Source organism: Streptomyces sp. NPDC060028, from assembly GCF_042736725.1.
In the GTDB taxonomy this organism is placed as follows: domain Bacteria; phylum Actinomycetota; class Actinomycetes; order Streptomycetales; family Streptomycetaceae; genus Streptomyces.
This window is the reverse complement of the sequence record NZ_JBHWVJ010000030.1, coordinates 15,632-30,612: the sequence shown is the minus strand read 5'-3', so window position 1 is coordinate 30,612 and position 14,981 is coordinate 15,632. Positions and strand designations below refer to the sequence as shown.

The window sequence follows — 14,981 nt, the reverse complement described above, 5'->3', positions numbered from 1 at the left end:
CTAGACCCGCATCAGCGGGCGGAGCCGGGCGTCGGCCAACCGCCCCCGCGGCGCCGGCCGGTTCGACCGGACTTCGCGGACGGCGGTTTCCACCGCGCACAGGATCTGCTCCGCACGGGGCTGCAACAGTGCGCCCGCCTCGGTGAGTTCGACCGGCAGCCGGCCCCGCCGGTGGAAGAGCTCCACGCCGAGGGCCTGCTCCAGGAGCTTGATCTGGCCGGTGACCGTGGACTGTGCGCAGTGCAGGTTCTTCGCAGCCTGGGTGAAGCTCAGCTCCCGCGCTACTTCGCGGAAGGCCCGCAGATGCTGGAGTTCCACGCGTCCCCCTCCCCCGACGGCGCGGCAAGGACGCGGGCACGGTAGAGGGCCGTGCAGCGCGCGATGGTGCGCTCCCCCTGAACGGCGGCCAGTTGGACGCGGCGCAGCCCGTCCCGGCCCATCGACGGCAGGGCTGACACCCCGTCGACAACCTCGATCATGGTAGGCTCGCGCAGTTCACCGAACGCGTCGAACCGGACCTCGGAGAAGGCAAGGGACCACGAAGCGGCCCGGCGGCCGGACTCGCCCTCCGCCAACTCCCGCCCGGCCCCGACCAGATGACATCCCGCCTGTCGGAACGCCTCGACCAGTGCCATGCCGGGGACGTGATCGCAGGAGTGCTCGAAGTAGCCGGGATGGTCACGGTCCACGCGCATGAGGTACCGCCCCGGAACGGCCTTCGGGTCGACGGACAGCAAGACGTTCTCCTGTCGCTGCCGCCCGGCCTCGGCGGCGTCGAGCATACGGGGCTCCGCGCCGAGTACGCCGCCCACCGAACCGCGGGGACCGCGGGCCGCGGGGCCACGGCGGTTGCGCAGCAGCCCGTACAGCTCGACCCCGACCGCCAGCAGGCGTACCGACACCCGGGCGCAGCGACGGCCACCCGTCTCCACCCACGCCTCGAAGCGCGCCGCGATCCGGTTCCCGGACGGGTGGGCTTCGGGTATGAAGCTCCCGTCGAGCACGAGTTGGAGCGGCTCGCCACCCACCACCAGCGCACCGGGGTCCACGATGTGGAAGTCGAGGTCGCGGAAGATGAAGCTGTGCGTCAGCGGGACCTCGTGGAAGCGGTGTGCGGTGTAGATCGCCGCCTGCCGGACGGTCTCCACCAGCAGCAGCGGGTCACTGCTGCCCTCGGCGTCCGGCTGGTACAGCGCATGGCGGCGGGGCCACTGGGCGGCGATCCGTACCCGGTTCCCCTCGCCGCGGCGTCCGTCGGTGAGGAAGACCTCGGCCACCGAGGCACGGTGGACCAGGGAACGCGGGACCGTCCGGTCAAAGGTCAGGGCGCCGTCCCGGGACGGAAATCCCGGCGCCGACTGCCGTGGTATGCGCGGCAGACCGACGCGGGAGACCGGGCCGGGCGCGAGTGAAGGACTGGACAGCAAGACAGAACCCCCAGGTAGATCGATCCTCGGCAACGTACGTCCGATTATCGGATCGAAAATAAACCTGCCGGAAGGTATATTGCAAGCCTTGAAACTTTCCGCACACTGCCTTACCGGGGGGGTCGGCAGAAGCCCCAGAGCAACAGGGACACGTCATGAACACCAGCGACACCACGACCAGCCTCAGCTCGACGCGGCAGCAGCCGGGGCGCGAACTGAAGCAGGAGCGCGCCCGCCGGACCAGGGAGCAGATCCTGTGGGCCGCCGCCGAGGAGTTCAAGGAGAAGGGCTATCCGACGGTCACGCTGCAGCACGTCGCCACCCGCACCGGCCTGACCAAGGGCGCCGTCTACTTCCACTACACCAACAAGGAGGCCCTTGCGGTCGCCGTGGTCGAGGAGCACTACGCCCGCTGGGAGCCCCTGGTGACGGAGGTGCGGGAGTCCGAGCGCTCACCGCTGGAGATCATGCTCACCGTCCTCGACCGCACCGCCGAACTCTTCCGCGACGACACGATGGTCCAGGCCGGCGCCCGGCTGCAGATCGAGCGCTCGCTGATCAAGGCGGACCTCCCCCAGCCGTACGTGGGCTGGCAGGAGCTGCTGACCTCGCTGGCCGCCGCGGCGGTCGAAGCCGGCCAACTGCGCCCGGGCACCTCCCCCGATGCGCTCGCCCGCGTGATCGTGGCCGCCTTCTTCGGCACCCAGCACATCTCCGACGTGCTCACCGGGCGGGCCGACCTGATGGCCCGGTACGTCGAGCTCCGCGACATCATCTTCGCCGGCGTCACGGCCTGACGGAGGGCCGGGTCGAGGGCCTGACCGGGGGCCCGTACGACAGCTCGTACGGCGGCCCGCACGACGGCACCTGCCGACGGCCGGACGGTGACGCCCCGCCACCGCCACCGACCCCGCCGTCGTAACCGCAACCCCGCCACCCGCCGAGGACCTCACGGCGGGTGGCCCGAGTGCTTCCATCGAGATTCCCGATCTCATTTGAAACCTTCGCGAAGGTTGGATTTAGTGGTGGTCGGCCCGAGAGACTCGGTTGCCATCGCAATCTCTGGAGTGCTTGCCATATGAAGCTTGAAGCGGTCATCTCGGATGTGCTCGCCATACCCCTGGGGGAAGTCGACGACAGCCTGGGCCCTGTGCGCGACGACCGCTGGGACAGCCTGAAGCAGATGCAGCTGATCGTCACCCTGGAAGAGCAGTACAAGGTCACCTTCTCGCGCCAGGATCTCCGCGCCATGAAGTCGGTGGGCGCCGTGCGCGAGGTACTGCTGAGCAAGGGAGTGGCGGCGTGACGCTCACCGACCAGGCCCCACCGGGCACGGCGGTGGCTCCCCTCGGGGACACCGACCTCACCTCCCTGCTGATGATCCGGCACTTCGAGTGGAAGCTGCTCGATCTGTTCGCGGAAGGGAAGCTCAACGGCACGACGCACACCTGCCTCGGCCAGGAGTACATCCCGGTCTCCCTGAACCCGCTGCTGTCCGCCGGCGACTTCGTCTTCAGCAACCACCGGGGCCACGGCCACTACCTGGCCCGGTTCGCCGACCCCGCCGGGCTGCTCGCCGAGATCACCGGCCGCGAGGGTGCCGTCTGCGGGGGCGTGGGCGGCAGCCAGCACATCTTCCGCGACAGCTACCTGTCCACCGGCATCCAGGGCGAGAGCCTGCCGGTCGCCGCAGGTGCGGCACTGCACTTCAAGCGCGCCGGCCTGCCCCACATCGCCGTCGTCTACATCGGCGACGGGACCTGGGGCGAAGGCTCGGTGTACGAGGCCCTGAACATCGCCCGGCTGTGGGAGCTCCCGCTGCTGGTGGTGGTCGAGAACAACGGGATATCCCAGACCACGCCCGGCAGCGTCAACATGGCCGGCACGGTGGCGGGCCGGGCCCGCGCCTTCGACGTCGACCACCACCGGGTGACGGGCAACGACGTACGCGGCATCCGCGACGAACTGGCACCCCTCCTCGACCGGGTGCGCGGCCAACACCGTCCGCTCGTCGTGGAGTTCGACACCGTACGGCTCGGCCCGCACAGCAAGGGCGACGACACCCGCCCGGAGCAGGTCATCGAGTCGGCCCGCGCGCGCGACTGGTACGGCGCCCTCCGCGAGGAGGACCCCGAACGCTTCGACCGGCACGACCAAGAGCAACGAGAACTGATCGCCCGGGTGGCGGCCGATGTCCTGGCGCGTCCGCTGGTGGCTGGAGAGAGCGCATGAAGCGCAACGAGCGCGTGGGCGAGAACCTGAACCAGGCCCTGCACCGGGTGATGGAGTCCCACGAGGACGTCTACCTGATCGGCGAGGACATCCTCGACCCGTACGGCGGCGCCTTCAACATCACCAAGGGACTCTCGGACCGGTTCCAGGACCGGGTGCTGACCACGCCGATCAGCGAGAACGCCATCCTCGGTGTCGCCAACGGCCTCGCCCTCACCGGCAACAAGCCGATCGCCGAGATGATGTTCGGCGATTTCATCACGCTGGCCTTCGACCAGATCGTCAACTTCTCGGCCAAGTCCGTCTCCATGTACGGCGCCACCCACCCGATGCACCTGGTGGTGCGCTGCCCGGTCGGCGGCCGGCGCGGCTACGGCCCGACGCACAGCCAGAGCCCGCAGAAGCACTTCCTCGGCGTACCGGACCTGCACCTGTTCGAGCTGTCGCCCTTCCATGACAATGCGAAGGTCATGCGGGGGATGGTCGAACTGGGCAAGCCCTGCATCTTCTTCGAGGACAAGGTGCTCTACACCGAGCGCCGTCACCAGGGCGGCCCGGTCGCGGACCTGTTCTCGCTGGAGTTCACCGGGGAGGACCCCTTCCCGGTCGCCCGGCTGTTCATCGAGGACACCGACCCGGAACTCGTCATCGTGGCGCCCGGCGGCCTCGCGCACCGGGCCGTCGAAGCGGCACGCGAGCTGTTCCTGGAACACGAGATCGCCTGCGAGATCCACGTGCCCTCCGCGCTGTACCCCTTCGACGCGCGGCTGCTGGCCGAGCCCGTCGCGCGAGCGGGCCGCGTCTGCGTGGTGGAGGACGCCCCGCCCGGCGGCAGTTGGGGCGCCGAAGTCGCCCACCAGCTGTACTCCACCTGCTGGGACAGCCTCCGCGCCCCCGTCCGTCTTGTCCATTCCGCGGACTCGGTGATCCCGACGGCCCTCCACCTGGAGCGCGACGTCCTGGTGAACAGCGAGTCCCTGGGACTGGCCCTGAAAGAGCTGGCTCAATGATCGAGATCACCGTTCCCAAGCTGAACAACAACGACGCGCAATACGACCTGGTGGAGTGGCTCGCCGAGGACGGGGCCACCGTCGCGAAGGACGACGACCTGCTCACTCTGGAGACCTCCAAGGCCGCGGAAGATCTGGTCAGCGAGCACGACGGAGTGCTGTACCAGGCGGTCAGGGCCGGGGAGCAGGTGCCGCCGGGCGCCGTGATCGGCCGGATCTTCGCCGACGAGGCGGCCCGCGGGGCCTTCCTGGCCGCCGCCGAGGCCGACGCCGCGGCCCGCCGCCCGGACACCCCCGGCGAGGGCGCGGATTTCGTACTCACCGCCCAGGCACGCGCCCAGGTCGCCGAGTCCGGCATCACCGAGGAGGAGCTGCGCTCCCTCGGCAAGCGGATCATCAAGGGCTCCGACATCGAGGCACTCCTGGCGCGGCGCGATGCGGGCGGGGAACTGCCGGGCAACCGGCTTGAGTTGAGCCAGCACCAGCGGGCCATCGGCGCGGTGGTCACCGAGTCGCACCGTACGGTCCCCGCGTCCTTCACCGTCGTACGGATGAGGGTCGACGCCGCCGAGGCGGCCGCCAAGGAGCTCTCCGCGCGCTCGGGGACGGCGATCGGCCTGCCCGCGGTGCTGATCACCCAGCTCGCCGCCCTGCGCGCATCCTTCCCGGCCTTCTTCGCCACCTACCACGAGGACGGGTACGCGCTGCTCGCGGAGCAGTCTCACGTGGGCGTGACGGTCGACCTGGGGAACGGGCTGTACATCCCGGTCGTCCGGGACGCGGACCGGTGCTCCGCGGCGGAAGTCGCCGAGCAGCTGGAGGACTTCCGCTTCTCGGCGCTGCGCGGGAACTTCCGGGGCAGCGAACTCATGGGCGCGGCCATCACCTTGTCGCTCAACAACGACGAGGACGTGCTGCTGACCCAGCCCATCGTCTTCCCCGGCCAGACCTGCATGGTCTCGCTGGGTGGCGTACAGACCGGCCTCGAACTGGCCGCCGACGGAAGCGTTTTCGCCGCCCGGTACGTACACGTGGGTCTCGCCTTCGACCACCGGGTCGTCAACGGCAGGGAAGCCGTGCAGTTCCTGCAGGCCCTCAAGAAGGCGCTCCAGGCACCGGAACTGGAACGGGCGGCCGAGACGGCCGGCTGAGGGCGGCCGAGGAACGACGGCGGCGGCGGAGCGGGGCGGCGGGCCACCACACGATGCCCCGGTCCCACTCCCCCGGCCATCGGTCGCCGGCCGCCGGTCAGTTGACCTCTCGGTCCAGGCCGGACCAGTACGGCTTGCGGAGCTTGAACTTCTGGATCTTGCCCGTGGCCGTGCGCGGGATGGCATCGCGGAACTCGACGCTCGTCGGCGCCTTGTAGCCGGCCATCCGCGCCTTGCAATGGGCGATGATGTCGGCCTCCTGCGCCGTCGCCCCCTCGGCGAGGACCACGAGGGCCTTGATCGTCTCGCCCCACTTCTCGTGCGGCACACCGATCACGGCGACCTCGGCGACCGCCGGATGGCTGAAGATCGTGTCCTCCACCTCGATCGAGGAGACGTTCTCCCCGCCGGTGATGATCACGTCCTTCTTCCGGTCGGAGATCGTCAGGTGCCCGTCGGCCTCGTCGATCGTGCCGCCGTCGCCGGTGTGGAACCAGCCGTCCTCCAGGGCCGCCCCGGTCTCCTCCGGCTTGTCCCAGTAGCCGTCGAGCACGACGTTCGACCGGGCCAGGACCTCGCCCGACTCGGACACCTTCAGCTTCACCCCGAGCGCGGGCAGCCCGGCGCGCGACAGCTTGCGCGCCCGCTCCCCGGCCGGCAGTTGCGCGTCGGCGGGCTGGGCACGGTTGAAGGTGAGCAGCGGCGAGGTCTCGGTCAGGCCGTAGATCTGGGTGAACTCCCAGCCCAGCTCCTCGTCGATCCGCTGGATCGTCCTGGTCGGCGGGGGCGCCCCGGCGCAGACGATCCGTACGCGGTCACGGCCCGGGATCTCGCCCTCCCAGGTCGCCGCCGCGTCGAGGACCGCGTTCCACACGGCGGGCGCGCCGCACATGAGCGTGACCCCGTGCTCGTCGACGCGACGCAGGATCTCCGTGCCGTCCACCTTGCGCAACACCACCTGCTTGACGCCGAGTCCGGCCATCACGTACGGCATTCCCCAGCCGTTGCAGTGGAACATCGGCAGCGTGTGCATGTAGACGTCGCGCTCCCACACCCGGGTGTGCAGCCCGAAGGTCAGTCCGTTGACCCAGATGTTGCGGTGGGTCAACTGCACGCCCTTGGGCCGGGCAGTGGTCCCGGACGTGTAGTTGACGGTCGCGGTGGCGTCCTCGTCCGGGTTCGACCACGGGCGCGGCTCCACGCCGAAGCGCATCAACTCGGCCTCGCTCTGCGCGCCGAGGACGAACCGGTGACGCGCCTTGAGGCCACGGAGCGCCTCGTCGATCTCGGGGTCGACCAGCAGGACCGACGCCCCGCTCTGCCGCAGCACGTAGTCGATCTCTTCGGGCTTGAGTCGGAAGTTGACGGGTACACAGATCCGACCGCTCATCGGCACCGCGAACAACAGCTCGAGCATCCGGGCGGAGTTGTGGCTGACCACCGCCACGCGCTCACCCTCGCCGACGCCGAGCGCGTCGAATCCCGCCTGCCAGGCCCGTACCCGCTCGCCGAGCCGCCCGTACGTCGACACGGGCACGGATGGGCCGGGCTGATCCGGCTCGTCGACGACCCCCGTGCTGGAGAAGAACCCCAGCTCGGCCCGGTCGAGGAAATCCGCGACGGTCATGGGAACCCGCATGGCGCTCTCCCGCTCTCCTGTATCAGGACGACTGCATGACGTGGTGGGGAGTCTGGCACGCGCCGCCGCCCGAGGTCAGCCGTGGATCGGTCCGAAGCGCACGGAGCCGGAGCCGGAGCCAGGGCCGGAGCCGGAGCCGTCGGCGCCCTCGCCGGTCATCGCGGCCAGCAGCGACTCCCCCTCCGCGATGATCTCGCCGCGCCGCGCCTTGGAGGCCGTACCGAACAGCTCCACGGTGAGGGTCGCCCCCTCCAGCTTCCACAGCCCGGCGAGGAACCCGTCGAGGAGCAGGGTGCAGTAGGCCTGGCTCCCGCGCCAGGTGCGGCCCTTGAGCTCGGGGGCGAGCACGCGGGTCCGGTCGGCGTGCGAGAGCAGCAGGTTGTCGAACTCCGGGAGGAAGCGCGGCGGCGCGGGCACATCAGCGTCGGGGCGGAGCGCGTCGGGCAGGTCGAAGAGCTCGACCCCGTTCTCGTCCTGGAAGACGGCCAGTCCCGGGCGCAGCCGCTCGAAGGCCTCGCGGAGCCTGGTCAGCCCGGCCCAGGTCTGCATGTCCTTGACGGAGGCGGGGCCGAAGGCGCCGAGGTAGCGCAGGACGACCTCGTCGACGGCGGGCGGACGGTGCCCGCCGCCCTCCCTGGGGTCCGTTCCCGGGCCCAGCCACTTCTCGACGGTGGTGAGCCGCACCTGCCCGCTGCGCCCCCACACCCCGCGGGGCGTGACCTGGACGAGCGGCAGCCGGCAGCGCGCGGCGACGGACAGCGACTGCGGGTCCGCGTCGGGCCACTGCTTGAGCAGCTCCTCGCGGATCTCCCCCATGGTGCGCGGTTCGGCCTCGACGAAGGCCCGCGCCGATGTGTCGAGCCGGTCCAGGTCCACTCCGACGAGACCCTTGCGGAAGTAGTTGACCTCCCGGTCCCGGGCGCTCTGGACGAGCGGCCGCAGCGTGAGGGCGTCCTGCGCGGTATGGGTGTGGATGGTGGAACGCATCGTGACCATCCGGACCGTCTGCCGGGACTCCATCAGCGCGGCCAGCTCGGCCGGGCGGAAGCCGGCGAGGCGGGCGTACAGCTGGAAGTAGGGCGGCTTCACGTTCTGCGCCTGGAGCCCGAGGAGGTGCTCGATCGCGGCCCGCGCGGACATTTCGGCGCGGCTCAGGAGCAGCTGGCGGGCGAGCGTGGCACGGTTCAGCGAGCGGGTATCGAGTACGGGATGCGTCGTCCTGGAGGCCATGACAGAAAACTAGACCCCCTTGCGGACAGATGCTGTCCGCAACCTGAAGGTTCCGGAGGGTCCCCCTTCCGCCCATATATCCTGCCTCTCACCCCTGAACCCACACACCGCGCTCACCACTCACCCACACACGTTCGCCGGGAGCTGACCTGCGATGTCGGAGCGTCCAGACCGCCGCCCCCCGCCGCCCGAGAAGCGCGCGGGGTGGCGCCGCCCCGCCTCCCCGCCCCCGGGACCCCCGGGCACGCCGCCGCAGTCCCCGCAGCCCGCCCCGCCGAGCCCCGCCCCCGCGAACCACCGCAGCGTGATCGACTCCGCCGTCTACCGCGACGGCCGCCGGGTCGCCTCCCCCGCCACCCTCGCGGACACCTTCCGGCAACTGCGCGATCAGCCCGACGGCATGGCCTGGATCGGCCTGCACCGCCCGACGGAAACCGAACTCCACTCTCTGGCCGCCGAGTTCAACCTCCACGAACTGGCCGTCGAGGACGCCCTGGAAGCCCACCAGCGCCCCAAGCTGGAACGCTACGGCGACACCCTCTTCGTCGTCCTGCGCGCGGCCCGCTACCTGGACGCGCTCGAGGAGGTCGACTTCGGCGAGCTCCACATCTTCGTCGGCCCGGACTTCCTGATCACGGTCCGCCACGGCGCCGCCCCGGACCTCTCCGCGGTCCGCCGCCGCATGGAGGAATCCCCGGAACTCCTCTCCCTGGGCCCGGAGGCCGCCCTGTACGCCATCCTGGACGCGGTGGTCGACGGCTACGCCCCGGTCGTCGAAGGCGTCCAGAACGACATGGACGAAATCGAGACGGAGGTCTTCCGCGGCGACCCGGAAGTCTCCCGCCGCATCTACGAACTCTCCCGCGAAATGGTCGAGTTCCAGCGCGCCACCCGCCCCCTGGTCGGCATGCTCCACGGCCTGATGGCCGGCTTCGCCAAGTACGGCACGGACGAGGAACTCCAGCGCTACCTCCGCGACGTGGCCGACCACGTGACCCACACCAGCGAACGCGTGGACGGCTTCCGCCAGGCCCTCACGGAAATCCTGACGGTCAACGCCACCCTGGTCTCCCAACAACAGAACGCCGAAATGCGCGCCTTGGCCGAAGCCGGCTTCGAACAGAACGAGGAGATCAAGAAGATCTCCTCCTGGGCGGCAATCTTGTTTGCACCCACACTCGTGGGAACCATCTACGGCATGAACTTCGACACCATGCCCGAACTCCACTGGGCAGGCGGCTACCCCTTCGCGATCTTGCTGATGGCTGTGGTCTGCGTAAGCCTGTACGTCATCTTCAAGAAGCGCGACTGGCTGTAGACCGCACACCAGCACCGTTGATCAACTTAGCTCTTGCGAACGTCTGAAAGTGGCCCCCAGAGTCCCCTGGGGAGAATCTGGGGAGAATCCGCAGCCCGCCCATGCTGGGTACTCATCCGCACCTTGGGGCTGACCCTCCCGCACCGCCGACCACCTTCAACTGCCCGCGGCTGCGGAGGGTAACGACAACGGTGGCACAGCAGATGCTGGGCCACCCGTTGTCGCGACCAGGTCTCTCCTGTCTCCCCCCGACGACTACAAACCGGCATTCGTCCAGCAACCTTGCCCGTAGGGCGTCGGTGTCCGACCCCGTGTCTACTCTGTCTCCGTGAAGCCCACCGATGACCGCCAGTTCCCCGCCGCGCTCGCCACTGCGATGACCGTTCGATTCGACTATGCCGACGGGAAGAACGGGGTCGACTTCGAGCCCTTCCCGGCCTTCCTGTCCGCTGCCGAGACCACCGACTGGTTCCAGGCATGGACCGGGAACAGCGAGCTGGACGGCAGCGACTTCCGCGTGTTCGGACAGGACGGCACGGGCGGGTACGCGGCGATCTGGCTCATCCGCCCGAGCCGACCACTGGCCGAGCAGCCCGTCGTCTTCCTCGGCTCCGAGGGCGAGACCGGTGTCGTCGCCCGCGACCTGGGCGACTTCCTGTGGCTACTGGCCGACGGCTTCGGCCCCTGGGACGCAGCCACCTCGTACGAACCCGACTGGAACGCGCGCCCCAATCCGGAGTTGGCAGCCATCGCCGAAGGATTCGCACCGAACCGGCGCCGGTCGGCGGCAGCCGTGATCGAGCTGGCGGCCCAGGAGTTCCCCGACTTCGACGACACCATCATGGGGCTCTGCCACTGACCCCGGCGCCGTCACCTGCACGACCGGCCACGATCGCCGGACAAACCTCGATCGGACGCGAGTGATCACCGCCGAACCCTCCTCTTCGGCACGGTCCCCACGGCAGGGGCATGGGGGCCGCTCTCGGGTGGTTTCGTAGCGGGGAACTCACAAAGATCTTCCTGTTCTTCGCGAAAACGCGGTTCCGGAACGGGCGCGGCTCACCTCCCGAGTTCTGGGCGGCCATGGTTACGGCCGGGGAACTCCTGGCGACCGAGGACGGCCCGGGCCAGGCGGAGGTGACGGCGGGGCTGGAACATTGCCGGGCGCAGGCGACCGCTGTCGGTACGGGCCCTCAGATGCTGCCGTGAGAGGAGACGAGGCCCTCAGCTACGTCCTCGGGCACCGTGCCGAGCAGTGCGTCGATGGCTGCGCGTCCCTTGCCGCCGGCCTCCGGCATGAAGTGGGCGTAGTTGTCGAGGGTGATGGTCGGCGGCCCCGGCACCCACGAGGAACACACCGACCCGCACCTCGTGGCGGCCTGGGACAGCTTCGTCCCCGACCCCGGACGCAACCCGAAAGCCACTTACGCAGACCTTCAAAGGCTCCTCGACCAGCCCGTCGAAGCCCTGCCCAAGTCGCGGCGCCCCACCGAGCACGTGTGGCACCTGTCCGTACGTGCCGCGCCCGAGGACCCGATCCTCAGCGACGAGCGGTGGGGCGACATCGCCCGCCGCATGGTCGCCGCCACCGGCAAGCCCCCGAGGACGACACCGCCGCCTGCCGCTGGGCATCCGTCCGCCACGCCGACGACCACATCCACATCATCGCCACCACCGTCCGCGAGGACGGCCGCCGGCCCCGCCGCCACAACGAAGCCAAACGCTCCCAGGCCGAAGCCCGTCTTATCGAAGCCGACTACGGCCTGCGCCGTCTCAACACCGGCGACGGAGCCGCAGCCCAGCGCCCCACCAGCGCCGAACACCACAAAGCCGACCGTCACCAGCGGGAGCGCACTCCGAGGGAGGAACTGCGCGAGAATGTCCGACGCGCAGCGGCCGGCGCCCAGAGCGAGGAGGAGTTCTTCGACCGCATCGCCGACGCAGGTCTCCTCATAGGGTGGCGCGTCGCGCCCTCCGGGGACCTCCTCGGCTACACCGTGGCTCTGCCCCACGACCGCAACAAGCACGACGAGCCCGTCTTCTATTCGGGATCCAAGCTTGCCCCCGACCTCTCCCTGCCCCACATCCGCGAACGCTGGCACACCCCCGCCGACCACGACGAAGACGCTCAGGACTTCCCCACCCTGCCACCAGTGACTGGGCCTGCATTCGCACGTCGCCGTGCCACCGCAGCGGCCTGGCAGGCGCTCTTCATCATCGATCACGGCGACGACGGCCAGGACGCCGCGCAGATCGCAACCGCAGCAGAGCTCTTCGACGCGCTCGTCAAGGCTTCCGCCGCCCACACCCGTGAGCAGCTGCGAGAGGCGGCTCGCGCGTTCGAGCGGGCCTCCCGCTCCCGCGTTCGTGCCCAACGCGGCCACGACCGTGCCCTCCGGCAGGCTACACACGACCTCGTCCACAGCGGGCGGGCCCTGGGCCGGGGCGAGGACGGAGCGAGCACAGCCATGCTCATCGACATGGTGTTCTTCGTCGCCGTCGCGGCGGCGGCCAAATGGCACGCCAAGAAGCACCAAGCCCAACAGGCCGAGGCCGCCGGTCGAGCCTCCGAGCATCTGCGCGCCGCCTACCGGGCAGCCGCAGCTCACCCCATGGCCGCGCTCCACCGGCGAGGCCTACTCCTGCCCCAGCCCCTACGGCGCCGACAAGTGACAGTTCTACGCCAAGCCGTCCCCGACCATGCCGAGCAGATCCTGGCCGAGCCCGGATGGCCGGCCCTGGCCGCCACCCTCGCCGACGCCTAGGCCGCCGGCCACGACACGGCCGCCCTCCTTGCCGAAGCCACCCGGCACCGGGAGCTGGACTCCGCCACTTCCATCAGCGATGTCCTCGTCTGGCGCCTGCGCCGCAGCGCTCATCTGCCCGCCGACGTCGAACACCTGGGCAACACGCCTACAGGAGGCAGCCGCAACACCATGCCCTCAGCGCCCGGCACCCACCCGGCGATCAAGCCACTGAGCGGCGCAGCCCGGCGGCGCTGACCGAAGAAGACCTACGACCCGGGATACCCAACCCGGGCCGCAGATCCGGCTCGTAGGCAGACTGCCGCTACCCGAAGGTGCGGAGCATGGTGGTGTACACCGGGGCGTCGGGGAACGGCTGCTGGTCGCCGATGTGCTGGTACCCCCAACCCTCGTAGAGGGCCTTCACCTTCGGGTGGCCGGGCTCGACGAGCAGCGTGACGCGTTCCTCGGTGCGACCGGCCAGCAGTTCCTCGTGGATGCGGTGCGCCAGGCCCGTGCCCCTCCAGGGAGCCCGGACCATGATCTCGAAGAGGGCGAGGGTGCGGGTACCGTCCTCGGTGGTGTCCGCCTCGGGAAGGGGCTGGAGCATGTGGGCCCACCAGCCGGTGTTCTGGGGCAGGGCCGCGGCGTAGGCGTAGCCGGCGGCCTCGCCACCGTCGTAGGCGACCACGGCCTCCCAGGACGGGCGGGAGGAGTGGCCGGTGAGACGACCCTCGAAGCGGTCGACGGAGAAGAACGGGTCCTCGCCGATCTCCTTCTCGTACACCTCGGCGTACACACCGACCAGGGTGGGGCGGATGGTGGGCAGCTGATCGGTGCCGTAGCGGTGAAGGGTGATCTCCGGGGCGGGCATGGTGCTCCTTGTCGCGTGACGGTTCAGGCAGTGCGGGTGCGGTCGTTCCACTGGCGGGTGACGGCGGACTTGGGGGCCGCCTGGTTGAGTGCGGAGGTGAAGCTGCCCAAGAGATGGGGGACCCGGCCCGAGTCGGCGCCGGTCGGAGCGATGACGCGGGTGGCGGTGGCCACGGCCTGCTCGACGTCGCCTTGCGCGACCTGCGCGAGGGCCGCCTGGGACAGGTAGTAGGCGCGGTTGCGGTGCTGGTCGTCGCGGAGGTCGGCGATGCACCGGTGGGCATGGAACTCGGCCTTCTCCGCTTCGCCGAGCCGGTAGTGGGTGATGCCGGTCAAGCCGTGGAGTTCGCCCCGGGTGTAGAAGGCGACGGAAGACGGACGGGCCTCGGCGGGATCAGCCCGGTCGTAGGCACCGTGGGCCCGGTCCAGGGCACGGAGGGCCCGGGTCTTGTCACCGAGGCTGGCGGCGGTCAGGGCGATGCGGGAGTGGGTCAGCGAGGCGTAGAACGGGTCGGTGCGGTGCGCCCGGGTGCCGGTGCAGGCTTCGGCCGCGGCAAGGGCGTCGGCGTACCGGCCCCGCTGTCCGGCGAGCATGGCGGCGTACCGCCAGGTCTGGTGCTGGACCTGTCCGTCTCCGGAAAGCCCTGCGAGGGTGACGGACTGCTCCAGGTAGCGCTGAGCCTCACCCAGCCGGCGGGCGTCGATGGCGGAGAACATGGCGAAGGCCGTGAAGGACGCGGCGACGGCGTAGAGGCGGGAGCGGACGCGCTGGCTGGCGGAACCGTGCTGCTGGAGGCTGAGCGTACGGGCAGCGAGGTCGGCGGCGCGCCTCTCCAGCACAGGGCCGCCGCCGTTCTGGTCGTCCAGGAGCCACAGTTCGGCCAGGAGGACGCGCAGGCGGTCGACGTCGGAGTGCCCGACGGTGGGTCGGGGGGCTGCGGTCGCAGCGCCGGTGGACACGGCGACGGCGGCGCCGGTGGCTACGGAGATGAAGCTTCGACGGCCAAGCACGGGGTCCTCCAGTCGTGCTGAGGGCGTGGTGGGGCGGGGGCGGGCACGGGGCACGAACCCCAGGTCGGTCGCGGGAAGCCCGGAGGCGACCTCCAGGGCCTGCCACTGGCGATCCTGGGGCGAGCGGTTCTCTCCCGACAGCCACCGGTAGACCGTCCGTTCGGTGACGGCGCCTCGGTGGCCTGTGAGGTCTGCCATGGCGTCGTTGACCTGCTCGGCAAGAGCGCCCGCACTGAGCCCGTGTTCCTTCATCCAGGTCTCTAATTCCGCGTTCCGCTTCCGCACCATGCAGCCACGGTAGGGGTGGGGCCGACATCCGAGGTAGCGGAGGCCGGGACTTTTCGTC

At 70.2% G+C, this 14,981-nt stretch carries 14 protein-coding genes and 1 pseudogene; 8 read left to right on the top strand and 7 right to left on the bottom strand.

All coding sequences use genetic code 11. The features are described from left to right. Nucleotides 1-318 (bottom strand): LysR family transcriptional regulator, encoded by a 318-nt coding sequence (locus tag ACFWBF_RS17185; RefSeq protein ID WP_385601831.1) that lies wholly within the window; start codon nt 316-318, stop codon nt 1-3. Further along, entirely contained in the window at nt 282-1,427 is a 1,146-nt protein-coding gene (locus ACFWBF_RS17180) for a ScbA/BarX family gamma-butyrolactone biosynthesis protein (protein ID WP_385601828.1), read from the bottom strand. Before ACFWBF_RS17180 ends, ACFWBF_RS17185 begins: the two co-directional genes overlap by 37 nt. Nucleotides 1,428-1,582: 155 nt before the next feature. On the opposite strand from ACFWBF_RS17180, the gene ACFWBF_RS17175 reads away from it, so the two are divergent. From ACFWBF_RS17175 to ACFWBF_RS17155, 5 genes are all read left to right on the top strand, one after another. Then, nucleotides 1,583-2,224 carry a ScbR family autoregulator-binding transcription factor gene (locus ACFWBF_RS17175; protein ID WP_385601824.1) on the top strand — a complete coding sequence of 214 codons (642 nt, stop codon included), beginning with the start codon at nt 1,583-1,585 and terminating at the stop codon, nt 2,222-2,224. Nucleotides 2,225-2,505: 281 nt separating this feature from the next. Beyond that, nucleotides 2,506-2,733, top strand: coding sequence for an acyl carrier protein (locus ACFWBF_RS17170; protein WP_327303474.1), 228 nt, complete (start codon nt 2,506-2,508; stop codon nt 2,731-2,733). Then, on the top strand, nt 2,730-3,659 hold the full coding sequence (locus ACFWBF_RS17165) for a thiamine pyrophosphate-dependent dehydrogenase E1 component subunit alpha (RefSeq protein WP_385601819.1): 930 nt from the start codon (nt 2,730-2,732) through the stop codon (nt 3,657-3,659). The genes ACFWBF_RS17170 and ACFWBF_RS17165 overlap by 4 nt, the downstream gene beginning before the upstream one ends. Continuing rightward, the gene (locus ACFWBF_RS17160; RefSeq protein ID WP_385601816.1) at nt 3,656-4,669 is read left to right on the top strand and encodes an alpha-ketoacid dehydrogenase subunit beta; all 1,014 of its coding nucleotides are present in this window, start codon (nt 3,656-3,658) and stop codon (nt 4,667-4,669) included. The genes ACFWBF_RS17165 and ACFWBF_RS17160 overlap by 4 nt, the downstream gene beginning before the upstream one ends. Then, nucleotides 4,666-5,820: a 2-oxo acid dehydrogenase subunit E2 gene (locus tag ACFWBF_RS17155; protein ID WP_385601813.1), complete on the top strand. Its 1,155-nt coding sequence runs from the start codon at nt 4,666-4,668 to the stop codon at nt 5,818-5,820. Before ACFWBF_RS17160 ends, ACFWBF_RS17155 begins: the two co-directional genes overlap by 4 nt. 97 nt (nt 5,821-5,917) lie before the next feature. Here ACFWBF_RS17155 and ACFWBF_RS17150 read toward each other — a convergent pair whose 3' ends face one another. Both ACFWBF_RS17150 and ACFWBF_RS17145 read right to left on the bottom strand, forming a co-directional pair. Next, a complete protein-coding gene (locus ACFWBF_RS17150) occupies nt 5,918-7,459 on the bottom strand; it encodes an AMP-binding protein (RefSeq protein ID WP_385601810.1) in 1,542 nt (513 codons plus the stop codon). 75 nt (nt 7,460-7,534) lie between these two features. Further along, on the bottom strand, nt 7,535-8,689 hold the full coding sequence (locus ACFWBF_RS17145) for a winged helix DNA-binding domain-containing protein (protein WP_385601807.1): 1,155 nt from the start codon (nt 8,687-8,689) through the stop codon (nt 7,535-7,537). 154 nt (nt 8,690-8,843) lie between these two features. Between ACFWBF_RS17145 and ACFWBF_RS17140 the strand changes: the two genes are divergently transcribed. Both ACFWBF_RS17140 and ACFWBF_RS17135 read left to right on the top strand, forming a co-directional pair. Beyond that, nucleotides 8,844-10,007: a magnesium and cobalt transport protein CorA gene (locus tag ACFWBF_RS17140; protein ID WP_385601804.1), complete on the top strand. Its 1,164-nt coding sequence runs from the start codon at nt 8,844-8,846 to the stop codon at nt 10,005-10,007. 376 nt (nt 10,008-10,383) lie between these two features. Beyond that, nucleotides 10,384-10,866 carry an SMI1/KNR4 family protein gene (locus ACFWBF_RS17135; RefSeq protein WP_385601977.1) on the top strand — a complete coding sequence of 161 codons (483 nt, stop codon included), beginning with the start codon at nt 10,384-10,386 and terminating at the stop codon, nt 10,864-10,866. A 334-nt stretch (nt 10,867-11,200) separates the two neighbouring features. Here ACFWBF_RS17135 and ACFWBF_RS17130 read toward each other — a convergent pair whose 3' ends face one another. Next, a complete protein-coding gene (locus ACFWBF_RS17130) occupies nt 11,201-11,365 on the bottom strand; it encodes a hypothetical protein (protein ID WP_385601992.1) in 165 nt (54 codons plus the stop codon). On the opposite strand from ACFWBF_RS17130, the pseudogene ACFWBF_RS17125 reads away from it, so the two are divergent. Next, nucleotides 11,331-13,009 (top strand): annotated as a pseudogene (locus ACFWBF_RS17125) (relaxase/mobilization nuclease domain-containing protein). The gene ACFWBF_RS17130 and the pseudogene ACFWBF_RS17125 overlap by 35 nt on opposite strands. Nucleotides 13,010-13,076: 67 nt before the next feature. Here ACFWBF_RS17125 and ACFWBF_RS17120 read toward each other — a convergent pair. Continuing rightward, nucleotides 13,077-13,625, bottom strand: coding sequence for a GNAT family N-acetyltransferase (locus ACFWBF_RS17120; protein ID WP_385601801.1), 549 nt, complete (start codon nt 13,623-13,625; stop codon nt 13,077-13,079). A gap of 23 nt (nt 13,626-13,648) precedes the next feature. After that, the gene (locus ACFWBF_RS17115) at nt 13,649-14,923 is read right to left on the bottom strand and encodes a Tat pathway signal protein (protein ID WP_385601798.1); all 1,275 of its coding nucleotides are present in this window, start codon (nt 14,921-14,923) and stop codon (nt 13,649-13,651) included. Nucleotides 14,924-14,981 lie beyond the last annotated feature (58 nt).